Below are 23,040 nucleotides of genomic sequence, written 5' to 3'. Positions count from 1 at the left end.
TGCGTTGCGGGACTGCTCGTGCACAGGTCTTGGGGAAGGACCGGCCCGAGCCCCTCGCTCAAGCCGGTCCGCGTCGCCGGTCCGATCCCGCCGGTCAGACCAGCGAGACCCACCCCCCTCCGCCGGCGGCGCTCCGCTCGACGGCGTCCAGCACCCGCTGGACACGCAGGCCGTCGCCGAACGACGGCGTCGGCTGCCGGCCGGCGGCCAGGTCACCCATCAGGTCCACGACCTGGTGCGTGAACGCGTGCTCGTAGCCGAGGCCGTGCCCCGGCGGCCACCACGCGGCCACATAGGGGTGCTCCGGCTCCGTGACGACGATCCGGCGGAAGCCCGCGATCGCCGACTCGTCCGTCGCGTCGTAGTAGTGCAGCAGGTTCATGTCCTCGAAGTCGAAGGCCAAGGAGCCCTTCGACCCGTTGACCTCCAGCCGGATCGCGTTCTTGCGGCCCCAGGCGAAGCGCGTCGCCTCGAAGGTCGCAAGCCCGCCGCCCGACAGCCGGCCGAGGAACACCGCGGCGTCGTCCACCGTGACCTGGCCCGTGCGGCCGGCGTCGGCCACCCCCGAAAGACCCGAGGACGACACCGCCTCCGGGCGCTCGTGGACGAAGGTCTCGAGCAGGCCGCTCACCCCGGTGAGCGACTCGCCCGTGACGAACTGCGCCATGTCGACCACGTGGGCGCCGATGTCGCCCAGGGCGCCCGAGCCCGCCTTCTGCTTGTCGAGGCGCCAGGACATGGGCGCCTGCGGGTCCGCCAGCCAGTCCTGGAGGTACTGCGCGCGCACGTGCCGCACCTGGCCGATGCGCCCCTCCTGCACGAGCTGCCGGGCGAGCGCCACGGCGGGCACGCGACGGTAGGTGAACCCCACCATCGCGCGCACGCCGTGCTCGGCCGCGGCCTCGGCGGCGGCGGCCATCACCTCCGCCTCGGCCACGGTGTTCGCCAGCGGCTTCTCGCACAGGACGTGCTTGCCCGCCTCCAGGGCGGCGACCGCGATCTCCACGTGCGTGTCGCCCGGCGTGCAGACGTCGACCAGCCCGACGTCGTCCCGGGTCAGCAGGTCCTGCCACCCGACGACGGCCTCGTCCCAGCCCAGCCGGTCGGCCGCCGCCCGGACCGCGGCCCCGTCCCGCCCCGCGACCGCGCGCATGCGCGGCACGATGGGCAGGTCGAAGAACCGCGGCGCCGTGCGCCAGGCCTGCGAGTGCGCCGCACCCATGAACGCGTAGCCGACCATGCCGACGCCGAGCTCGCTCGTTCCCGTACTCATACCGCGCCTCCCCCCACTGTCGTCTCCCCGCCTTGTCGCACGCCCGAGCGGGCGTCGTCCCGATGCGTCACAGCGTCAGGAGTCGAAGCCGATGGGCAGGTACTCCTCCACGTTGTCCGCCGTGACGACGGGCGCGTAGAGCTGCACGGTGCGGGGGACGCCGATCGAGGCGAGGTCGCTCACCGTCTTGTTCTGGGCGATGAGTCGAGCCATCTTGACGCCGTCCGCGGCCTGGGTGGACGGGTAGATGACCGTCGCCTTGACGACGCTCTCCGGGTCCTGGATCTCCTCCATCATGTTGCTGGAGCCCGCACCGCCGACCAGGAAGAACTCGTCGCGGCCCGCGTTCTCGATGGCGGCCAGGACACCGATGCCCTGGTCGTCGTCGTGGTTCCAGATGGCGTCGATCTGCGGCTCGGCCGACAGCAGGTTCGCCGTCTGCTCCTCACCCGACTCGACGGTGAACTCTGCGGCGACACGCGCGTCGACGTCGAGCCCGCAGTCGTCGAGGGCGTCCTTGAAGCCCTCGCTGCGGTCCTGGGTCAGGGGCAGCGAGTCGATGCCGGCGATCTCGGCGACCACGGCGTCCGGGTTGTCGCCGAGCTGCTCGCAGATGTAGGTGCCGGCGCTCACGCCCATGCCGTAGTTGTCGCCCAGCACCGTGGCGCGGGCGGCGAACGGGCTGGTGAACTCGCGGTCCACGTTGATCACCGGGATGCCGGCCTCCATGGCCTCCAGGGCCACGTCGGTCAGGGCGGCGCCGTCGAACGGCAGGAGCACGATCGCGTCGACGCCCTGGTCGATGAAGCCCTCGATCTGGCTGATCTGCACGTTGACGTCGTTCGTACCCTCGGCGACCTGGAGGTCGACGTCCTCGTACTTGTCCGCCTCGGCGCGGGCGGCGCTGGTGATGGCACCCATCCAGCCGTGGTCGGCGGCAGGGGCGGAGAACCCGATGACGACCTCGTCGCCGGGCGCGTCGTTCTCGGTCACCGTGACGGGACCGGTGGCGGTCTCCTCGCTCTCGCGGGGCTCGTTGCTGGTGCAGCCGGCGACGACGAGCGCCGCGCAGGCCGCGGCGACGACGGCGCCGGAGACCCGGCGTGTGCGAACAATGGACGAGGTCATCGTGATCTCCCTTGATCCGGGGTGGAAATGCTGGGTTGGCTTGTGGAGGTGCTAGGTGGCCGAGACGCGCTCGCGCGAGGCGAACCACTGCTGCAGCAGCACGGCGAACACGATGATCGCGCCCTTGGCGATCGCCTGGACCGAGCTGTCGATGTTGTTGATGACGAAGACGTTGGTGAGCGTCGCGAAGATGAGGACGCCCAGCACTGTGCCCGTGATGGTGCCGCGGCCGCCCACCAGCAGCGTGCCGCCGACCACGACCGCCGCGATGGCGTCCAGCTCGTAGAACAGTCCGTTCGTGGAGGAACCGGCGGTGGTCCGGGCCAGGATCATCACGCCGCCGATGCCCGCCGCCAGGCCGGAGAGCGCGTACAGGTACAGGGTGTGCCGCTTGATCTTGATGCCCGCCAGGCGCGACGCCTCGGGGTTGCCGCCGACCGCGACGGTGCGGCGGCCGAACGTGGTGCGGTTCAGCAGGAACCAGCCGGCGGCGGCGACCACGACGAAGATCCAGACGATCACCGGGAGGCCCAGCGGCTTGGCCTGGAAGACGTCGAAGAACGCGTCCACCTGGACGACCTGGGTACGCCGTCCGGCGATGATCTCGGCGAGGCCGCGGGCCGCGGCCAGCATGGCCAGCGTCGCGATGAACGCCGGGACCTTGCCGTACGCGATGAGCGCGCCGTTGACGAGGCCCGCACCCAGGCCGACGGCCATCGCCGTGACCACGATGACCCACCAGCCGTAGTCCTCGGCCGCGTACTGGGTCGCCAGGGTCGACGCCCAGATGGACGCGAGGCCGAGCACGGAGCCGACCGAGAGGTCGATGCCGCCGGACGTGATGACGAACGTCATGCCGATGCTCACGACGCCGATCACGGCCGCGAGGCTGAGGATGGTGGTGAAGTTGCCGAAGCTCCAGAACCGCTCACCGCCGGTCGCCACACCCACGACGACCAGCAGGACAAGGGCGAGCACGAGGCCACCCATACGCAGGGCCGGGCCCATGAGGGCCGATCGTTGGCTCACGCCACACTTCCTTCCATGACCAGGTCGAGCACGGCGTGCTCGTCGATTTCGCGGGCGGGACCCTCGTGGACCGCCTTGCCGTCGGAGATGACCAGCACGCGGTCCGCGAGTCCGAGCACCTCCGGGATCTCGCTGGACACGACGACCACGGCGGCGCCGTCGTCCGCCAGGCGGCGGATCAGGTTGTAGATCTCGGCGCGGGCGCCGACGTCGACGCCCCGAGTGGGTTCGTCGAGCAGCAGGACGCGGCAGCCGTGCACGAGCCAGCGCGCCAGCAGCGCCTTCTGCTGGTTGCCGCCGGACAGGGTGCGGGCGCTCCGCTCCACGCCGGCGGGCCGCAGGTCGAGGGCCTCGACCTGCTCGCGGGCCGCGGCACGCTCGGCGCGCTCGTCGAGCAGCCCGGCGCGCGCCATGCGCGAGAAGGTGGACAAGGTGATGTTGCGGTAGACGGGCTCGTCCAGGATCAGGCCCTGGCTCTTGCGCTCCTCGGGGCACAGGCCGATGCCCGCGCTCACGGCGGCGTCCACGCCGGAGCGCAGGCGCTTGCCGCCCACGCGTACCGTGCCCGAGGTCGCCTTCCGGGCACCGTAGATCGTCTCCAGGATCTCGGAGCGGCCCGAGCCGACCAGGCCCGCCAGGCCGACGATCTCGCCGGCGCGGACCGTGAGGGAGACGTCGGCGAAGACGTCGCCGAGCCCGAGGCCCTCGACCTGGAGGACCGGTGCCGCGTCCTCGGCCACGCCGGGGCGGTCGGGGAACGCGTACTCGACCGACCGGCCGGTCATGAGCTGGATCAGCTCCTTGGTCGGAGTGTCCGCCACGGTGAGGCTCTCCGCGACGGTGCGGCCGTCCTTGAGCACGGTGATCCGGTCGCCGAGCTGCCGGATCTCCTCCAGGCGGTGCGAGATGTAGACGACGGCGACGCCGTCGGCGGTGAGCTCACGCACGATGCGGTGGAGGTTGCCGACCTCCTCGGAGTCCAGCACGGCGGACGGCTCGTCCATGATGACCACGCGCGCGTCGCGCGACAGCGCCCGGGCGAGCTGCACGATCTGCTTGCCCGCGGCGGGCAGCGAGCCCACCTCACGGTGCGGGGAGATCTCCTTGTGCCCGAGCCGGTCGAGGATCTTGCGGGTGTTCCGGGCCGCCTCGGACCGGCGGGTGACGCCGCCGGTCGCGAGCTCGTGCCCCAGGTAGATGTTCTCGGCGACGGTCAGGCCGTCGACGACGTCGAGCTCCTGGTAGATCGTCGCGATGCCGAGCCGCAGGGCGGCGACGGGGTTCGCGATGACCACCGGTTCCTCGTCGATCAGGATCTCGCCCGCCGTGGGCTGGTGGGCACCGGCCAGGGTCTTGATCAGGGTGGACTTTCCCGCCCCGTTCTGGCCCAGCAGGCAGTGCACCTCGCCGGGACGGACCTCGAGGTCCACGCCGTCGAGCGCACGCGCGCCAGGGAATTCCTTCACGATGCCGCGCATCCGCAGCAGGGGCTGCTGCGCCGGCTGCTCTGTCGGTTGGGGGTCCGCGTCGACCATGTATCGAACGTAGTTGGACTTTTGGCGACGGTCAAGCAAAAGTCGCGACTTCGCCCACCATGATTGACTAGGGACATGGTGGAAGTGGCACGGGAAGTATTCCAGCAGGTACCCAAGGTGTCCGGAGCGGGCGACATGTTCCAGCTCCTGCGCGACGGCCGACCCCGGACCCGGGCGGATCTCGCGGCCGTCACGGGGCAGGCACGGTCGACCGTCGCGGCGCGGATCGACCTGCTGATGACGGCGGGCCTCATCGCGCCCGCGGGCGAGGCGACGTCGACCGGCGGACGCCCGCCCGCGACCTTCGCGTTCGCCCCGTCCGCCCGGGTCGTCCTGGGGGTGGACCTCGGCGCGACGCACGCGCGGCTCGCCCTGACCGACCTCGCCTCGACGGTGCTGGCGCAGCGCGACCTGCCGCTGCTCATCACGGACGGTCCGGACCTCGTGCTCGACCGCGTGGCCGAGACCGGCGCCGAGCTGCTGCGCGAGGCGGGCCGGACCACCGGCGAGCTCGCCGGCGTCGGCGTGGGCCTGCCCGGCCCCGTGGAGCACGCGACCGGCAAGCCGAACAACCCGCCGATCATGCCGGGCTGGGACAACGCGGACGTGCCGGCGATCCTCGGCGCCCGGTTCCACGCGCCGGTGCTCGTGGACAACGACGTGAACATCATGGCGCTGGGCGAGCACCGCGCGGCCTGGCCCGACGTGGCCGACCTGCTGTTCGTCAAGGTCGCCACCGGTATCGGCGCCGGCATCATCGCGGACGGCGCGCTGCGGCGCGGTGCCCAGGGCTCGGCGGGCGACATCGGGCACGTCGCCGTGCCCGGCGTCACCGACATCGCGTGCCGCTGCGGCAACATCGGCTGCCTGGAGGCCATCGCCAGCGGACAGGCCGTGGCGAGCCGCCTGGAGGGCGCGACCACGCCCGCCGACGTCGTCGCCCTGGTCCGGGCGGGCGACGTGGCCGCGAGCCAGGCCGTGCGCCAGGCCGGCCGGGACATCGGCGCCGTGCTCGCCACCAGCGTGAGCCTGCTCAACCCGTCGATGATCGTGATCGGCGGCATCCTGGCAGACGCCGGCGAGCACATCGTGGCGGGCATCCGCGAGGTGGTCTACCAGCGGTCCCTGCCCCTGGCGACCCAGCACCTGCGGATCGTCACGGCCCGCACCGGCACGCAGGCGGGCGTGCTCGGTGCGAGCGCCATGGCGGTGGACCAGGCGCTGTCCTCCGACGCCGTGGACCGCCTCGTGGCGTGACCCCGCTCCCCCACGTGTCAGACGCTCAGGTCCCCCGGGGGACCTGAGCGTCTGACACGTTCGGGCCGGTCAGCCCAGGGTCTTCACCCGGACGTCCCGGTAGTAGATCGTCTCCCCGCCCCCGTGGTTCTGGAGGCCCACGTACCCCTGGGCGAGGTCACGTGCGGGGTCGGTGCTGACGAAGTCGTTCACCAGCACGCCGTTGAGCAGCACCTTGATGGTCTGCCCGACGACCCGGATCTCGTAGGAGTTCCACGAGCCCACGGGCTTGAGCGCCCGCTCGACGGCCGCCGGGTCCGCACCCTGGAAGGTGTAGATCGCCCCGGTGGTGCGGTCGGGCTCGTCGCTCGCGTCGACCTGGATCTCGTAGCCCTGGTTGACGGCGACCCACGGGTCGTTGCCCGGGTTCGGGAAGCCGACGAAGATGCCACCGTTGTCGTCCTTCACGAGCTTCCAGTCCAGCTTGAGGCTGTACTCCTCCAGCTCCTGGCCCGTGTACCAGAGCAGACCCATGCCCCCGGTGCTGCGGATCGAGCAGTCGGCCTGGCGGCCGAACGAGCCGGCACCGGCCAGGCGCCACCCGTCCAGGGAGTCCAGGGTGCCGTCGAACAGGGCCTGGTAGCCCCGCTCGTAGCGCTCCGGGGTGCAGATGTCCGCCGCGCCGGCCCCGACCTTGAGGGCGTCGAGGTTGACGTTGCCGTCGTCGTCCTCGTCGTAGCGCAGGGTGATCGTGTTGACGCCCTTCTTCAGCGGCAGGTCGCGTGTGGCCGTGGCCCACGTCTTCCAGTCACCCGTGGACTCCAGCGCCCACGGCTCGACCTCCTGGCCGTTGACCAGCACCGACACCTCCTTGGTGCCCTGGAACGGGTTGGGACCGTTCGAGTAGCGCAGGCTCACGGGCTGGGTGCCCGCGCGCTTGACGGTGGTGGTGAAGGTCGCGGACGCGCCGACCTGGCCGAAGCCGGCCGCGAAGCCGGAGCCGGAGTAGCCGCTGTGCTCGGTCGCGACGTTCGCGCTGCCGCGCAGCGTCGCCTCCTCGGCCTCGTGGTAGCCACGCTCGGCGGGCGTCTTGTAGCCGGGGATCGAGTTGAGCGTGTACCAGGCCTCGGTGTTCCACAGCTCGCGGCCCTCGGCGTCCGCGAACGGGCGCGGGCTGCGCAGGTGCACCACGCGGCCGGGCTCGAGCCCGTCCACGGTAAGCGTGACCTTGGTGCGGTCGCGGGAGACCTTGGCACCCGCCACGAACAGCGGCCGCTCGTCGACCTTCGGCCCGCCGTAGGCGCGGGTGGGAACGTAGCGCCAGTGGTCCATGCGGAACGCCGCGTTCGGGTCCTCCGCGATCTTGGCCACCGTCTCCGCCGACAGCGGCTGGGTGTACTCGATCTCGAAGCCCTTCTTGGTCACCCGCATCTCGGTCATGTCGAAGGCGTCCTCGCCGTTCGGCGTGAGCTTCTGCAGGCCGTAGCGCAGCTTGCCCGGCTCGCTCCAGTTGCCACCCTCGCCGATGCCGCCCACGTACAGGGCGCCGTCGGGCCCGACGACGGTGCGGTTGACGCCCGCCTCCAGACCCGCCGAGTGCCGGAAGACGGCGCCCTGGTACTCGCCGTCGACCTTCTCCAGGAAGCCGCGCTGCAGCCCGCCGTAGGTGACGTCGCCGAACACGAGCTGTCCCGCGTACGGGCCCTCGCTGAGCTGCACCGGGGCGCTCGGCGAGTTGCCGATCTCGTTCTGCGGTACCCACAGCGCCGGGGCGGAGACGGGCTGGGCGTCGTACGGCCCGGACGGGTTGGTGAAGTGGTTGAAGAACTTGCCCTGCTCGACGTGCACCAGCTTGGAGCTGGGCAGCCAGGCGCCCTGGTTGTCCATCACGAACAGCTCGCCGTCCGGACCCTTGACCATGCCGTTCGGCGTGCGCAGGCCGCCCGCCACGTACTCGACCTCACCGGTCTCGCGGTCCACCTTGATGGCGGTGCCGCGGTTCTCGGCGGGCTGCGGGTCCGTGGTGGCGCCGCCGTTGTTGATGGCCACCGAGAGGTTCACGTAGAAGCTCTCGTCGTCGTACAGCAGGCCGAAGGCGAACTCGTGGAAGTTGCCGCCGAACGGCCACTCGGCCACGGTGCGGTGGTCGTCGTAGAAGCCGTCGCCGTCCGGGTCGGTGAGCTCGGTGAGCTTGTCCCGCTCCGAGACGTAGATCGACTCCCCGATCACGGCCACGCCCATCGGGTTGAACAGGTCGGTGGCGACCTTCTCGTACGTGACCTGGTCCCTCGAGGTCGCGCCGGTCACGTTGTCGAGCAGGAAGACCTCGCCCGGCTCCGGGTCCTCGACCCAGCCGCCGGGGCTCACGGAGCCGGAGGTGACCACCGCGAGGCGGTCGTCGTCGGTCCAGTCGAGCCCCGAGACCATGGGCTCGAAGCCCTCGGGGCGCAGGTCGGTCAGCGTGTAGCCCGGGTACACGGAGTCGAGGCGCATGCCGTCGCCCGCCGAGTCGTCCTGGCCCTCGCAGTACTTGGTGCCGGGGGCCGTCACGCGCACGACGCCGGCCTCGGTGCTCAGCACGCTGGACGGCACGACGACGAAGTCGCTGGTGCCCGGCGTGCGCCACTCCAGCCTGAGGATGTTGTCGTTCGTGTTGTCGAAGTACTCCACGCGCAGGTCGTGGTACCCGGCGCCGAGCGCGACGGTGCTCTCCTTCGAGGACTCCCCGTGCAGGCCGTCGTGGTCGACGACGACGGCGTCGTCGATCACCAGGCGCGACCCGTCGTCGCTCGTGAGGCGGAACTCGTAGTTGCCCTCCGCCGGCACGTTCAGGTTGGCCAGCGCGTGCGCGATGAAGCGCTCGCCCATCCCGAAGTCGGCCTCGGTCGAGTAGTCGATGGTGGGCTTGAGCTGGTCGACGTTCGGCGTCTGGCCCGAGCGGAGCGTGCACAGCTCGCTGAGGTCGCGGGCCAGGTCGTAGGTCCTCAGGGTGACGCCCGGCTCCTGGGGCGGGAGGTCGTCGACCGCCGCCGTCGCGGCGGGGACCGTCCCCGCGAGCGTTACCGCTGTCAGTGCCACGGCAGTCGCGGCCGCGGCTGCCTGTCTCGTGCGGGTTCTGGTTCCACGTTGACGCATGAGTTCTCCTCGGTCGGCGTTGACCTTGCGGCTAGAACCTACGAGGACTTCTGTCGGGCGTCAAGCAAAAGTTGTCAGATGCTCAGCGTTACCGGGATGTCGCCTTCTCCCGGGTATGTGCACGGGCACGGGTAGGTGCACGACATGGGGGCGTCTGCGGGCATGGCTGCCGGCCTCCGCGCCGGCCGGGGCGTCGTCGACCCGGCCGGTGTGGAGGTCAGGAGGCCACCGACCTACAGCGCCTCAGGGCCGCCCTCCAGCAGGGCCTTGAACCCGTCCTCGTCCAGGGTCGGGATCTCCAGGGCCTCGGCCTTGGCCGCCTTGGAGCCGGCGTTCTCCCCCAGCACCACGTAGTCGGTCTTCTTCGAGACCGACCCGGAGGCCTTGCCACCCGCGGCGATGATGGCCTCCTTGGCGCCGTCGCGTGTGAAGTCCACCAGCGAGCCGGTCACCACGACCGTGAGGCCCGCCAGCGGGCCGGTGGGCTCGGTGTCGGCCTCGGCCATCGCCGCCGGGCCCGGGTGGCCCGGGGTGGCGAGCTGGACCCCGGCCGCGCGCCAGGCCGCGAGGATCCCCTGGTGCCAGTCCACCGCGAGCCACGCCTTGATCTCGGCGGCGATGACGGGGCCCACGCCCTCGACGGCCGCGAGCTCCTCCTCCGAGGCCGCCTCGATCGCGTCCACGGAACCGAACCAGCCCGCGAGGGCCCGGGCCGCGACCGGCCCGACGTGCCGGATGTTCAGCGAGACGAGCATGCGCCACAGGTCCTTGGTCTTGGCGCGCTCGAGCTCGTCGAGGAGCTTGGTGGCGTTCGCCGACGGCGCCCACTCCGGCAGGGTCTCGCCCGCCTCCTCGGCCGCGGCGCGCTGTGCCTTGCCGTAGGACAGGCGGCGGCGGAACGGCGCACGACGGCGCACCACGCCGTCGTCGTCCATCTTGGGCAGGCCCGTCTCGGCGTCCCGCACCACGGCCTCGATCGGCAGGAGCTGGTCGAGCGTGAGCGAGAACAGCTCGGCCTCGGTGACCAGCGGCGGCGTCTCGGGCACGTCGGGGTGGGTGAGCGCCGCGGCGGTCACCTCGCCGAGGGCCTCGATGTCGAGGCCGCCGCGTGACCCGATGTGCTCGACCCGTCCGCGCACCTGTGCGGGGCAGGACTCCGCGTTGGGGCAGCGCAGGTCGACGTCGGCCTCCTTCATGGGGCGCAGGGGCGTGCCGCACTCGGGGCAGTTCGCCGGCATGACGAAGTCCTCGCGCGGGTAGCCGTCGCCCGCCAGCGCCGTCACGGGCCCGAGGATCTCGGGGATGACGTCGCCGGCCTTGCGCAGCACCACGACGTCGCCGATGCGTACGCCCTTGGCCTTCACCACGTCCTGGTTGTGCAGCGTGGCCTGGCGCACCGTGGAACCGGCGACCTTGACCGGCTCCATCACGGCGTACGGGGTGGCGCGGCCGGTGCGGCCCACGCCGATCTGGATGGCGAGCAGCCGGGTGTTGACCTCCTCCGGCGGGTACTTGAAGGCGATCGCCCAGCGCGGCGCGCGGCTGGTCGAGCCCAGCTTGCGCTGCTGCTCCAGGGCGTCGACCTTGAGGACGATGCCGTCGAGCTCGTGCTCGATGTCGTGCCGGTGCTCGCGGAAGTACTCGATCATCTCGAGCGCGCCGTCCAGGCCGGGGATCACCCGGTTGTGCGGGGACACGGCGATGCCCCACCGGTCGAACAGCGTGTACGCGTCGGACTGCCGCTCCAGCTCCGTGTGCTCGCCGGCCTGCCACTGCAGGGCGCCCACCCCGTGCGCGTACATGCGCAGGTTGCGGCTCGCGGTGACCGACGGGTCCTTCTGGCGCAGCGAGCCGGCGGCCGTGTTGCGCGGGTTGGCGTACGGGTCCAGGCCCGCCGCGACGAGCTTCTCGTTGAGCACCGCGAAGTCGGCGGTGGCCATGAAGACCTCGCCGCGCACCTCGATGAGGTCCGGGTGGCCGCCCGGGTCGCCCGCGAGCTGCTGCGGGATCGACGCGATGGTGCGCACGTTCGCGGTGACGTCCTCGCCCGCGCGGCCGTCACCGCGGGTCACGCCGCGGATCAGCCGCCCCTTCTCGTACACCAGGGAGATGGCCAGCCCGTCGATCTTGACCTCGCACAGCAGGCCGGGGGTGTCCGTGCCGAGGTCACGGTGCACCTTGTCGGCCCACACCCCGAGCTCCTCGGTGCTGAAGGCGTTGTCGAGCGACAGCATGCGCTCGATGTGCTCCACGGTGGCGAACCCTGCCGTCGCGGCGCCGCCGACGCTCTGCGTGGGTGACTCCGGCGTCACCAGCGCGGGGTGCGCGGCCTCGAGGGCCTGCAGCTCGCGCATCCGCACGTCGTACTCGGCGTCCGACGACACGGGCGCGTCGTCCTCGAAGTATGCCCGCCGGTCCTCCTCGATCTGGGCGACCAGCTCCGCCCATCGGCGCTGCGCCGCCGCCTCGTCGCCTGCGTCGGCCGGTCCCGGGATGCCTGTCGTCTCGCTCACGGACACAATCATGGCTTGAACCACTGACATCCGAGCGGTGACCCGTGGGCGCCTGCGCCGAAGAGGCTGCCGACCTGGCCATTCGCCAGGATCCGCCCCCTATCGCACAGGAGCGGGTCCCGCTACCATTCGAGCAAAATGCCGCAAATCTACTGAGAGCAGGGGTCCCTTGAAGATCGCCGTCGTCGGTGCCGGGTTCGCAGGTCTCGCCACCGCGAAAACCCTCCGCGAGTTCGACCACGAGGTCACCGTCTTCGAAAAGGCGCCGGACGTCGGCGGGGTGTGGAGCGCGACCCGCCGGTACTCCGGTCTCCGGACGCAGAACAACAAGGATTCGTACGCGTTCTCGGACCTGCCGATGCCGCGCGACTACCCGGAGTGGCCCACCGGCGAGCAGGTCCAGGCCTACCTGGAGCGGTACGTCGCGAAGTTCGAGCTGCGCCCCTACCTCCGGCTCGCGACCGAGGTCGTGCGCGCCGAGCTCACCGACGCCGAGGACGGCTGGATGGTGACGGCGCGCCGCATCGGCGCCCCCGTCTCGGCGCCCGAGCGGTTCGACCACCTGGTCGTGGCCAACGGCATCTTCTCCGACCCGGTCTTCCCGCAGTACGAGGGCTACGCCGACCTGGTCCGCGCCGGCGGCAAGCTCGTGGCGTCCAGCCAGCTCAACAACCTGGAGGACGCCCGCGGCAAGAACGTCGTGGTGGTCGGCTACGGCAAGTCGGCGTGCGACGTCGCCGCCGAGATCGGCGTGGTCGCCGAGTCCACCACCGTCGTCGCCCGGCGCCTGCTGTGGAAGATGCCCAAGCGCATCGCCAACTCCCTGAACATGAAGTACCTGCTGCTGTCCCGCCTCGGCGAGGCCCTGTTCAAGTACCAGGAGCTGGACAACGGCATGGAGCGGTTCCTGCACGGCCCCGGCGACAAGGTGCGCGCGAGCATGCTCTCCAGCATCGGGTCGGTCGCGACCTGGCAGTTCAAGCTCAAGAAGCTCGGGCTCGTGCCCAAGGGCGAGTTCGCCGACATCGCCAACAGCACCGTGTCGCTGTCCACGGACGGGTTCTACGAGCAGGTCGCGAGCGGCGCGATCAAGGTGCACCGCGACACCGAGATCCAGCGCTTCGAGGCGGACGGCGACAAGCCGGTCGCGGTCCTCAGCGACGGCTCCCGGATCCCCGCCGACCTCGTCGTCTGCGGCACGGGCTTCCACCAGCGCGTGCCGTTCCTGGACGACAGCGTGGCCGCCCGTCTGCTGGACGAGGACGGCAACTACAAGCTCTACCGCCAGATCCTGCCCGACGGCGTGCCGAACCTGACCTTCGCCGGCTACAACTCGTCGCTGTTCTCGCCCCTGTCCGCCGAGGCGGGCGCGATCTGGATCGCCGCGTACCTGGGCGGCGTCGTGAACCTGCCCCCGATCGAGGAGCGGCGCAAGCACGTCGCCGAGCGCGTGGCGTGGATGGAGCAGCGCACGGGCGGCAAGCACGCCCGCGGCACCAACGTCATCCCGTTCTCGATGCACCAGATCGACGAGACCCTGGACGAGGCCGGCGTGAACATCAGCCCGCGCGCCCAGGCGATCCAGTGGCTCCTGCCGATCGACCCGTCCGTCTACAAGAACGTGGTGCCGCGCCTGAAGGAGCGGATCCGCGCCCAGGCACCCAAGGACCGCGTCGGCTCGGACTCGTCCGTGAGCTGACGACCACCTCCACCCTCAGGCCGTCCTTCTGCGACACAGTCAGGACGCACCTCGGGCCCGGCCGGGAGATCCGGCCGGGCCCGAGGTGTGTCCGGCAGTGGTCAGGCGGCGTCGGACGCCCGGCCCGGCGCCGTCAGACGGTCAGCGGGGACGTGAACCGCACCGGCAGGCTGCGCGGGTAGCGCGACCACGGTGAGACCGACATCTTGATCGAGTCGTACGCCACCGTCAGCTCCATGTCGAGGATGCGGCGCAGCAGGGTGTCCACGGCGATCCGGCCGATGAGCGGGCCGATGCGGTGGGCCGGGCAGGAGTGCGCGCCCGCACCCCACGTGAGGTGGAACCGGCTGCCCAGCTCCTCCCACGGGTCGTCCGTGCGGATGGCCCGGTCGGCGTTCGCCGCCGCCACTGCGGGGACGAGGGCGTCGCCGAGCGCGATCCGGCGTCCGCCCAGCTCGCAGTCCTGCCGGGCGAACCGGGGCAGCACGTGCGGCGCCGGCGGATGACGCCGGGACACCTCGTCCAGCGCGTCGTCGAGGTCGAGCCGGCCGCGGCGCACGCGGGCCGCGAACGCCGGGTCGGTCAGGATCATGTGCAGTGTGCTCGCGATCCAGGCGATCTCGGCGTCGTGGCCCAGGCTGAACATCACGCCGATCGAGGCCATGACCTCGACGTCGTTCGCGTGGTTCGGGTGGTTCACCAGGGCCGTGGTGAGGTCCTCGCCGGGCTCGGCCCGGTGCGTCGCCACGAGCACCGCGAGCAGCGACTCCTGCTCCATCGCCGCGGCCCGCGCCTTCTCCTTGCCGGCGTAGAGGGCCTCGGTGAGCTCGTGCATCTTGTTCCCGTCGGACAGGCTCATGCCGAACATCTCGGTCATGACCATGACGGGGACCGCCACCGCGTAGTCCTTCACCAGGTCCGCCTCGCCGCGCGGCATGAGGCGGTCGATGATCGCCTCGCACGTCACAGCGACCGTACGGGCCAGGCGCTTCTCGTCGACGCCGCCGAGGGCGTCGTCGAGCGGGGCGCGCAGCCGGCGCTGCTGCATCCCGTCCAGGAAGTACGCGTTCTCGCGGGGGGCGAGCGCGGCGAACACGCCCGAGTCCGCGGGCAGGGAGCGCTCCTGGACGTACCGCCAGTTGCGCGAGTTGCGCGAGAACAGCAGCTCGTTGCGCATCACGCTGCTCGCCTCGTCGTACCCGAGGACGAGCCAGGCGGGCACACCCGGCTCCAGGTCCATGGGGGCCACCGGGCCCCATTCGTCCCGCAGCCGCTCGTAGAGCTTGTGCGGGTCGCGCGCGGTCGTGATGTCCGACAGCTGCATCCGGTCCGGAATGTCTTCCAGCCGCCGATGCAGTCTGTTGGCCAACGTCACGCGTTGACCTTCTGGAAGACCGGGAAGGTCATCGCGTGCTCGACCAGGGTGATGAGGGTCAGCACGGCCGACTGCCGGTCCCGCGCGTCGCACTCGACGATGGGCGTCTCCGGCAGCAGGTCCAGCGCCGCGCGGACCCGCTCCAGCGGGTAGTCCGGCGAGTCCGGGAACTGGTTGACGACCACCGCGAACGGGATCTTTGTGCGCAGCTCCAGCTGGTCCAGGACCTCGAAGCTGTCCTCGAGGTGCCGGGTGTCGATCATGACGAGGGCGCCGACGGCGCCGTCCGCCAGACCGGACCACAGGTCCCAGAAGCGGCGCTGGCCCGGGGTGCCGAACAGGTAGAGCGCGATGTCCTCGGTCACGGTGATGCGACCGAAGTCCATCGCGACCGTCGTCGTCTCCTTGTTCGGCTGCCCCGGGTCGATACCCACGCTCGCCGTCGTGATGCGTTCCTCGGTACGCAGCGGTTCGATCTCGCTGACCGCACCGATCAGCGTCGTCTTGCCCACCCCGAAGGCACCCACGACAAGGATCTTGACCGACCGTGCCACGGTCGGCGCAAGGTGCTGTCCGGGCACGGTGCGGTCAGAGCTTGCGGAGTCCATCGAGAATCTTCTCCAGGATGTCCTTGCCGGGCAGGACGTGCGCTTGATGGTTGGAACGAATCGTCAGGTTCCCCGCGTCGACCAGGTCGGAGACCATGACCGCCACGAGGCTCACCGGTAGCTGCAGGTACGCCGCCACCTCGGCCAGCGCGAGCGTGCCGTGGCACAGCTGCACCAGCTCACGCTCCAGCCGGCCCGCCGTCGAGAGCACAGGCCGGCTCTCGACGGCGCGCACGAGCGTCTCCGGTCGCAGCGTGTTGCGCGACGGGTGTGCACGTCCCGAGGTGAGCACGTACGAGCGCACCGGGTGATCGCGGTACTCCTCGGAGTCCATCCCCTCGCCCCCTGTTGGTCGATCAGGTATCGGTCGAGCTGGTGGTGCTTGGAACGACCGGGCCGCGGTGGGCCCGGGTACTGCTTTCCATGACGACGCCGGAGGCGGGATCAGCTGTTGATCCGCTCCGTGCCCAGCGTGCGCTCCCCGATCATGAGCACCTGGGCCTGCATCTGCTGGGCAATCAGCGCCGGGTCGATCACCGTGTCCGTGACGACCGCCAGGCGGGAGCCGTCGCCAGCCCCCCGGACGAACAGGAAGCCGCCGTCGTACTCCACCATCACCTGGCGAATGGTGTCGCTGTTCCCGAACTCCCTCGCCATCCCGATACCCAGCGCCGCCAGTCCGGCGCAAGCCGCCGAGACCTTGTCGGCCACGTCGAGCGGGGTCTGGTCGGTCCGAACCTTCATCAGCCCGTCGGAGGTGAGCACCACTACATGCTTGACCCCCCGTACACCACTGATGAGCTCGAGCATCCAGCTGTTGCCGTCGGTGCTCGTCATGCCGTCGGCCTGCGTAGTCATCGGTCCTCCGAAGTTCCGCCGGCACCAGCCGGCGGTTCGCTGCTGTCTGGTGAGTCCCCGAACCGCGCCTCGCTCGAGCTGAAGAAGGCGCCCATCCACTCACCGGCCTCCTCGGCCGTCTGGGCGGGACCGGCGTCCTCGGTACGAGGCTCCGGCCTGGGCTCGGCCCGGTCGGTGGGCACGTCAGCCTCTCCACGGCGTGACCGCCGCTGCGGGAGCGCAGCCGGCTCGGGGAACTCGTCATCCTCAGGGCGGGCTCGCCCAGGGCGTAGGGGAAGCTCACCGGGGGCCTTCACGTGAGCACCGGCCACGGGCGTCTCCTCCTCGTCCTCGACCACGTCGCCGGGCACGCTCAGCGGCTCGACGGGTAGCACGGTCGCGGCGTCGGGCGCCGCAGGGGCTGGCCACTCGTCGTCCTCGGCGGGCTTCGCCGTGGGCAGCTCGCGCGGGAGCGGTGCCTCCACGACGGCGGTGGCAGCTCGGCTCGACGCGAGCGCCGCGACGCCGGTGGACGGGACGTTGGCGCTCGGCAGCGTGGCGGCGGGTGTGAGCATGCCCGACGGCACCACGGCCTCGGTGAGCTCGGCCGGGATCATGACGATCGCGCGGAGGCCGCCGTAGACGGACTCGGTGACGTCCACGCGGAAGCCGTGACGGCGGGCGTAGGTGCCGACCACCGCGAGGCCCGTCTGCGGGATCTCGCCCAGCTCGGTGATGCTGATCTCGCGCTTGCCGGAGGCGATGTCGCGCGCCTGCTCGAGCTGCTTGAGGTCGAGGCCCACACCGCAGTCGTCGATCTCGACGACCGCGCCGCGCTGCACCTGGCGCAGGGCGACGAGCACCTGCGTGGTGGGCGGCGAGGACTGCGTGGCGTTGGACAGCAGCTCGGCCACGAGGTGGATGAGCGGTTCGACGATGCGCGCCGAGACGGCGACGCCGGGGTCGCCCGACACCTCGACCCGGTGGAACGCGGTGATGCGGCTGGCAGCACCCTTGACGACGTCGGGCAGCGGGAGCGGCTCGCTCCACTGCTGGCCCGGCCACTCGCCGCACAGGGCCGCGAGGCTCTGGGCCTGGCGGGCCTGCTGGGCCGCCGCGTGGTCGACGCGCATGGAGGTCTGCAGGATGTCCGCGTCGGTGGGGTGGCGCTGCACCATGCGCGCCGCCTCCTCCTGGATGCGGTGCGCGGCGGCCTGGACCTTGCGGCTCAGTGCCACGACGGCGACCTGGACCGCGTCGCGGCGGGCGACCCGCTCCTCCTGGACGCGGGCGAGCATGCCGGCCGCCTCGTCCAGGCGCGCCTGGGCCCGGGCGTCGCCCGGGAGGTGCGGGAGCGGCGGAGCGGGCTCGCTGTCGAGGAACGCGGGCAGCTGCTCCTTCGCCAGGGCGTCGAGGGCCGCGGAGGCGGCGTCGGCGCGCTCCTCGGCCCGGCGGTACGCGAGGAGCAGGTCCTCGTGCGAGGCGAGGTCGTCACGGGAGGACCGCGCGGCGATCAGCGCGGCGGCCACGGCGAGCCCGACGGCAGCGATGCCGACGAGCCAGGCGGGCCACGTGGAGCTGGCGCCGGTGGCGGTGAACAGGACGGGTGCCACGAGGACGTAGGCGAGCACACCGGCGACGCACACCCAGGGCGCGACCTGGCGCAGCCTGCTGGGCGGAGGAGAAGAAGACATCGAGCTCACCGAGCCGATCCCCCTAGTAGTTGTGTCGTCAGAGTTCGGGTGGTCCGGACAGGGCGGATACCGCGACCTGGACCTCGAACTCGGCTGAAGGGGGCGAACAACCCCCTGGAGTGCAGTTTCTACCACAGGGCGTCCCACCCGTGGAAGGGCACGGCCGTGGTGCGAAGTGCGAAAATATGTGCCAGTGAGGAATGGGGAGAGCCCGTGGCCGGGTAGCCCCCCAAATCAGCAAAAAACGGGCGCGGAGGGTTCAGGCGGACGGCAAGCGGGCCCGACGTCGGCGGCGGCCGCGACCGGCCGCGTAGGGTGCTCACCATGAGCGCCGAGCCCACCCAGACCGCCCCCCGAACCGCTCTCCCGACGACCCCCCTCGACCCCGCGACCGACCCGTTCGCCTGGCTCGAGGACGTCGAGGGCGACACCGCCCTGGACTGGGTCCGCGAGCGCAACGCGCACAGCGCCGCCGTGCTCGGCGGCGACCTGTTCACGACGGTCGAGGGCGAGGTCCGCGAGGTCCTCGACTCGGACGACAAGATCCCGCACGTCTCGAAGGTGGGCGAGCACTACTACAACTTCTGGCAGGACGCCGAGCACCAGCGCGGCCTGTGGCGCCGCACCACCCTCGACTCCTACCGCACCGACGACCCGGAGTGGGAGGTCGTGCTCGACCTCGACGCGCTCGGCGAGCAGGAGGGCGAGAGCTGGGTCTGGCACGGCGCGAGCGTCCTGCGGCCGACGCCGGAGCAGCTCGCGGCGGGCGAGCCCCGCCGGCACGCGCTCGTCGATCTGTCGCCCGGCGGCTCCGACTCGGACGTCACGCGCGAGTTCGACCTGGTCGACAAGCGGTTCGTGCCGCAGGACGAGGGCGGGTTCGTGCGCGACCAGGCCAAGGGCGGGCTGTCCTGGGTCGACGCGGACACGGTCTACGTGTTCACCGACTTCGGCGCCGGCACCATGACGCCGTCGGGCTACCCGCGGCAGGTGAAGCGGTGGCGGCGCGGCACGCCGCTGGCCGAGGCGACCCTCGTCTACGAGGGCACCGAGCAGGACATGTACATCAGCGCGTCCCGATCGCACACGCCGGGCTTCGAGCGCGACCTGGTGCACCGCGCGCTGCGCTTCTACGCCAACGAGACGTACCTGGCCACCGGCGTCGGCACGGACGAGCAGACCCTCACGAAGATCGACGTCCCGGACTCGGCGAACGTGGGCCTGCACCGTGAGTGGATGCTGGTGCGGCTGCGCGACGACTGGACGCCGGCCGGCACGACGTACCGCGCCGGCTCCCTGCTGGCCGCGCCGTTCGACGCCTTCATGGCCGGTTCCCGCGACCTGACGGTCCTCTTCGAGCCGACGCCGACGACGTCGCTCGCCGGGACCACCTGGACGCGCCACCACCTCGTGGTCAACGTGCTCGACGACGTGAAGAACCTGCTGCACGTGCTGACGCCGCCCGAGGACCCGGCCGCCGGGACCGCCTGGGTGCGCTCCGACCTGCCCGTGGGCGGCGAGCTGCTCACGGTGGGCGTCGGCGCGGTGGACGTCGTCGACTCCGACGACGTCTGGGTGGTGACCACGGGCTACCTGACGCCGTCGACGCTGGGCCTGACCACCGTGGGCGCGGCGCAGGACGTGCCGGAGGTGCTGAAGTCCGCGCCGTCGTACTTCGAGGCGGCGGGCCTGGAGGTGCGCCAGGAGTTCACGGTGTCGGACGACGGCACGCGCGTCCCGTACTTCGTCGTCGGCCGGGCGGACCTCGTGTCCGGGCAGGCCGGTCCCGCGCCCACGCTGCTGTGGGGCTACGGCGGGTTCGAGCACGCGATCCTGCCGGGGTACTCGGGCACGATCGGGCGGGCGTGGCTGGACCGCGGCGGGGTGTACGCCGTGGCGAACATCCGCGGCGGCGGCGAGTACGGCCCGGCCTGGCACCAGGCGGCGTTGAAGGCCGACCGGCACCGGGCCTACGAGGACTTCGCGGCCGTGGCGCGCGACCTCGTCGCGCGGGGCGTCACCGTGCCGGGGCGACTGGGCATGGAGGGCCGCTCCAACGGCGGGCTGCTGGCGGGCAACATGCTCACGCAGTACCCGGAGCTGTTCGGCGCGATCATCGTGGGCGTCCCGCTGCTGGACATGAAGCGGTACTCGCACCTGCTGGCGGGCGCCTCCTGGATGGCCGAGTACGGCGACCCGGACACAGCCGACTGGGAGTTCGTGCGGACGTTCTCGCCGTACCACCTGTTCGACGCCGCGCGGGAGTACCCGCCGGTGCTGTTCACGACGTCGACCAAGGACGACCGGGTGCACCCGGGCCACGCCCGCAAGATGGCGGCACTCATGCTGGCCGCGGGCAAGGACGTGACGTACTACGAGAACATCGAGGGCGGCCACGGCGGCGCGGCGAACAACGCGCAGGCGGCGTACATGGCGGCGACGCACTGGACGTTCCTGTGGAACCGCCTGGCCGGCTGACTCACCCGTCGGCCTTCGCCGAGTCAGCGTGGTGGTCGGTCCACCCCGCTGACTCGGCAGACCGGCCATGTCGAGTCAGCGGGGTGGTCCGGCTGGGTGTCGTCGTCGGTCGACCAGCGACTGACGCAGGGTGACATCGAGTGCCTCCTGGTCGAGCACGTCGGTCCACGAGAGGTCGACGATCCACCATCCGGCCTCCGTGAGCGACTGTGTTCGCGCCGACTGCTCCGTCCTGCGGGTATCCGGGTCGCCGAACTCCCCGCCGGAGAACTTCACCGCACCACTGAACTCGAAGCCGATCCTGAGATCGGTCCAGCCGGCGTCCACCCAGCAGACGCCGCGCCGCGTCGTGACGGGGATCTGTGTCGCCAACCCCTGGGGCCGGAGGCGCCGCGCCGCCTGGTGGACCAGCACCTCACCGGGCGAGGCGCACCCGGGGTCGACGGCCTCGACGACGGCTCGCGCCGTCACGATGCCCCGCGCTCCGCCCGACGTGCGGAGGATCTCGCCGACCACGACCGGGTCGGCCCCGAGGCGGAACGCGGAGGTCACCAGCACGACCCCGCTGTCGAACCGCAGCAGGCGGGCGCAGTCCACGGCCGTCCGCTCCAGCGTGGTCACGGGTACCTGCCCGACGGCGGTCCGGTAGCGGCGATCCAGCCTGGACCAGTGCTTGCGCACGTCGTCGGCCTTCGCACGAGCGATATGAGGCTTGCCGGCGTAGGTGACGTGAACCGTGTCGGGGACGTCGAAGAGCCAGCACCCGTGCAGCAGCGCAGCCGTCGTGTGGCTGAAGCACAGGTTCGTGCCCGAGGCCTCGACCACCCCGCGCACCCGGCGCAGGGCCCTGGTCTCGCGGTCAGGGGCGGTCAGCCCGGTCGGGGCGTGCGGGAGCATGTAGACGCCACGTCGGAGCCGCTCGATCCGCCCCGCCCGGGCGTCCTCGGCCAGCACCCTGCGCTCCTCGCGCCGGTAGAGCAGCGCGTCAGGTACCGCCGGGGCCTTCTCGCGATCCGCCGAGAACAACCGCGAGGTCGGATCGGTCCCGTCCCGCTGGGCTCGCTGCCAGTCGGCGATGCGCTCCAGGGCGCGGGTCAGGTCAGCAGAAAGCTTCACCGGCCCATCATCGCCAGCTTTCACCAGCAATGCTGATCATCGATCATCAACCTGTGGACAGTCACTCGACCACGTCGGCGAACAGGTCTACCCCACTACTGACTCGGCATCCGCGGGGTGTCGAGTCAGCGGGGTGGTCCGACCAACTGGCTGACTCGGCATCCGCGGGGTGTCGAGTCAGCGGGTTGGTCCGACCAACTGGCTGACTCGGCGAACCGGGATGCCGAGTCAGTCGGCCGGGGTCGACAGCCGGTGGTCAGGCCTCCGCCTTCTCCGCCAGGGCCTCCGCTACCCGGCCCAGGTTGGCCAGCTCCGTGCGGTGCGCGTCCGTCGAGCCGAGCTGACGACGCGGCGCGGCCAGCAGCGTGACGTCGGCGAGCTGCGCGGCGGGCAACCCGATCCGGCGCCACGGCACCCCCACCACGTCGGCGAGCTCGCCGAGCGCCGGCCCTGCGCACTGCGAGACCTGCGCGGGCGGCAGCCCCGCCCACAGCCCGGTGCCGCGCTCCACGGCGCGGGCGATCAGCTCCCAGGCCTTCTCGTTCCAGCCGCCCGGACCCACCTCGGCCAGGTCGAGCCCCAGCGCGTCCGCCCCGGCGAGCACCACGGGCGGCACCCCCACCCAGGTGCTGCCGAGGTGCACCACGGAGCGCGCGCCGGCGTCGCGCACGGCCGCGAGCACCGGCTCCAGCCCGCCGACGATCCCCGGGCCGTCCACCGCCCGCAGCCGGGAGAACCCGGAGAACGTGGGCAGCACGCCCGCATGCACCTGGCCGAGCAGCGGTTCCGCGACCTGCACGGTCACCTCGGCGCCGGGCACCTGGGCCACGACGTCGGCCACCAGCGTACGCACGCCGTCCGCGAGGGCGAGAGCCAGGTCGGCGCGGGCCCCGCTGTCCGCCAGGACGCGGTCCCCGCGGGCCGACCAGAGCTGGGCCGCCAGGGTCCACGGCCCCAGCACCTCGACCGTGAGCGCGCCCGTGTGGCCGTGCGCCGCGATCGCGAGCGCGCCGAGGTCCTCGCGCCAGAACGCCTCCGACCGCCGGGCGTCCGCGCCGGGGCGCTCCGTGAGCTTCCACCCGTGCGGGCCGACCTCGACGGGCATCTCGGTCAGCAGCGCCGACGTGCGCCCCAGGGAGTCCGCGCCCGGTCCGCGCTGCGTCAGCTGTGTCAGGAACAGCACCGCGTCGACGCCCGTCGGGAGCTCCGCGAGCTCGCCCAGTGCCGTCTGCTGCGCCTCGAGCACATCGCGCTCGCCGCCGGGCCAGGGCCCGTGCCCGCTCACCGCAGTCATCGGCTCTCCTCGTTCAGGGGTGGTCCCCGCGTCGTCCGACGCCGGGCCGCGGCCGGGGGCGCGTCGCCGCGCCGCCGTCCCGCCGTGGTT

The 23,040-nt window shown here is 71.7% G+C and carries 16 protein-coding genes; 3 read left to right on the top strand and 13 right to left on the bottom strand.

What is annotated here, in order from left to right; all coding sequences use genetic code 11:
- Window positions 1-94: 94 nt before the first annotated feature.
- From QRN56_RS24635 to QRN56_RS24620, 4 genes are all read right to left on the bottom strand, one after another.
- On the bottom strand, window positions 95-1,273 hold the full coding sequence (locus tag QRN56_RS24635; protein ID WP_285107752.1) for a Gfo/Idh/MocA family protein: 1,179 nt from the start codon (window positions 1,271-1,273) through the stop codon (window positions 95-97).
- A 75-nt stretch (window positions 1,274-1,348) separates the two neighbouring features.
- On the bottom strand, window positions 1,349-2,401 hold the full coding sequence (locus QRN56_RS24630; protein ID WP_285107750.1) for a substrate-binding domain-containing protein: 1,053 nt from the start codon (window positions 2,399-2,401) through the stop codon (window positions 1,349-1,351).
- Window positions 2,402-2,452: 51 nt separating this feature from the next.
- Window positions 2,453-3,409 (bottom strand): ABC transporter permease, encoded by a 957-nt coding sequence (locus QRN56_RS24625; protein ID WP_285107767.1) that lies wholly within the window; start codon window positions 3,407-3,409, stop codon window positions 2,453-2,455.
- Window positions 3,410-3,426: 17 nt separating this feature from the next.
- Complete coding sequence (locus tag QRN56_RS24620; RefSeq protein ID WP_285107749.1) at window positions 3,427-4,965, bottom strand: sugar ABC transporter ATP-binding protein; 1,539 nt, start codon at window positions 4,963-4,965, stop codon at window positions 3,427-3,429.
- A gap of 75 nt (window positions 4,966-5,040) precedes the next feature.
- On the opposite strand from QRN56_RS24620, the gene QRN56_RS24615 reads away from it, so the two are divergent.
- A complete protein-coding gene (locus QRN56_RS24615; RefSeq protein WP_285107747.1) occupies window positions 5,041-6,222 on the top strand; it encodes an ROK family protein in 1,182 nt (393 codons plus the stop codon).
- 69 nt (window positions 6,223-6,291) lie between these two features.
- Here QRN56_RS24615 and QRN56_RS24610 read toward each other — a convergent pair whose 3' ends face one another.
- Window positions 6,292-9,279 carry a 3-keto-alpha-glucoside-1,2-lyase-like domain-containing protein gene (locus QRN56_RS24610; RefSeq protein ID WP_285107745.1) on the bottom strand — a complete coding sequence of 996 codons (2,988 nt, stop codon included), beginning with the start codon at window positions 9,277-9,279 and terminating at the stop codon, window positions 6,292-6,294.
- A gap of 290 nt (window positions 9,280-9,569) precedes the next feature.
- The gene (gene ligA, locus QRN56_RS24605; RefSeq protein WP_285107744.1) at window positions 9,570-11,861 is read right to left on the bottom strand and encodes an NAD-dependent DNA ligase LigA; all 2,292 of its coding nucleotides are present in this window, start codon (window positions 11,859-11,861) and stop codon (window positions 9,570-9,572) included.
- Window positions 11,862-12,018: 157 nt separating this feature from the next.
- On the opposite strand from ligA, the gene QRN56_RS24600 reads away from it, so the two are divergent.
- Entirely contained in the window at window positions 12,019-13,548 is a 1,530-nt protein-coding gene (locus tag QRN56_RS24600; RefSeq protein WP_285107742.1) for a flavin-containing monooxygenase, read from the top strand.
- Between the two features lie 133 nt (window positions 13,549-13,681).
- On the opposite strand, the gene QRN56_RS24595 is transcribed toward QRN56_RS24600, so the two are convergent.
- The 5 genes from QRN56_RS24595 to QRN56_RS24575 all read right to left on the bottom strand — a co-directional run bounded on the left by QRN56_RS24595 (window position 13,682) and on the right by QRN56_RS24575 (window position 18,062).
- Complete coding sequence (locus QRN56_RS24595; protein ID WP_285107740.1) at window positions 13,682-14,872, bottom strand: cytochrome P450 family protein; 1,191 nt, start codon at window positions 14,870-14,872, stop codon at window positions 13,682-13,684.
- Window positions 14,873-14,919: 47 nt separating this feature from the next.
- A complete protein-coding gene (locus QRN56_RS24590; protein ID WP_350224608.1) occupies window positions 14,920-15,531 on the bottom strand; it encodes a GTP-binding protein in 612 nt (203 codons plus the stop codon).
- Entirely contained in the window at window positions 15,512-15,865 is a 354-nt protein-coding gene (locus tag QRN56_RS24585) for a DUF742 domain-containing protein (protein ID WP_285107739.1), read from the bottom strand. Before QRN56_RS24585 ends, QRN56_RS24590 begins: the two co-directional genes overlap by 20 nt.
- 110 nt (window positions 15,866-15,975) lie before the next feature.
- Window positions 15,976-16,389 carry a roadblock/LC7 domain-containing protein gene (locus QRN56_RS24580; protein WP_285107737.1) on the bottom strand — a complete coding sequence of 138 codons (414 nt, stop codon included), beginning with the start codon at window positions 16,387-16,389 and terminating at the stop codon, window positions 15,976-15,978.
- Window positions 16,386-18,062, bottom strand: a complete 1,677-nt coding sequence (locus QRN56_RS24575) for an ATP-binding protein (protein WP_285107735.1) — start codon at window positions 18,060-18,062, stop codon at window positions 16,386-16,388. Before QRN56_RS24575 ends, QRN56_RS24580 begins: the two co-directional genes overlap by 4 nt.
- Before the next feature lie 324 nt (window positions 18,063-18,386).
- Here QRN56_RS24575 and QRN56_RS24570 point away from each other — a divergent pair, with 324 nt between their 5' ends.
- A complete protein-coding gene (locus QRN56_RS24570; RefSeq protein ID WP_285107733.1) occupies window positions 18,387-20,540 on the top strand; it encodes a prolyl oligopeptidase family serine peptidase in 2,154 nt (717 codons plus the stop codon).
- Window positions 20,541-20,615: 75 nt separating this feature from the next.
- Here QRN56_RS24570 and QRN56_RS24565 read toward each other — a convergent pair whose 3' ends face one another.
- Window positions 20,616-21,656: a type IV toxin-antitoxin system AbiEi family antitoxin domain-containing protein gene (locus QRN56_RS24565; RefSeq protein WP_285107732.1), complete on the bottom strand. Its 1,041-nt coding sequence runs from the start codon at window positions 21,654-21,656 to the stop codon at window positions 20,616-20,618.
- A 256-nt stretch (window positions 21,657-21,912) separates the two neighbouring features.
- Window positions 21,913-22,950 carry a uroporphyrinogen decarboxylase/cobalamine-independent methonine synthase family protein gene (locus tag QRN56_RS24560; protein WP_285107731.1) on the bottom strand — a complete coding sequence of 346 codons (1,038 nt, stop codon included), beginning with the start codon at window positions 22,948-22,950 and terminating at the stop codon, window positions 21,913-21,915.
- Window positions 22,951-23,040 lie beyond the last annotated feature (90 nt).

Source organism: Promicromonospora sp. MEB111 (assembly GCF_030209445.1).
GTDB lineage: Bacteria > Actinomycetota > Actinomycetes > Actinomycetales > Cellulomonadaceae > Promicromonospora.
This window is presented reverse-complemented; position numbering and strand designations above follow the sequence as displayed.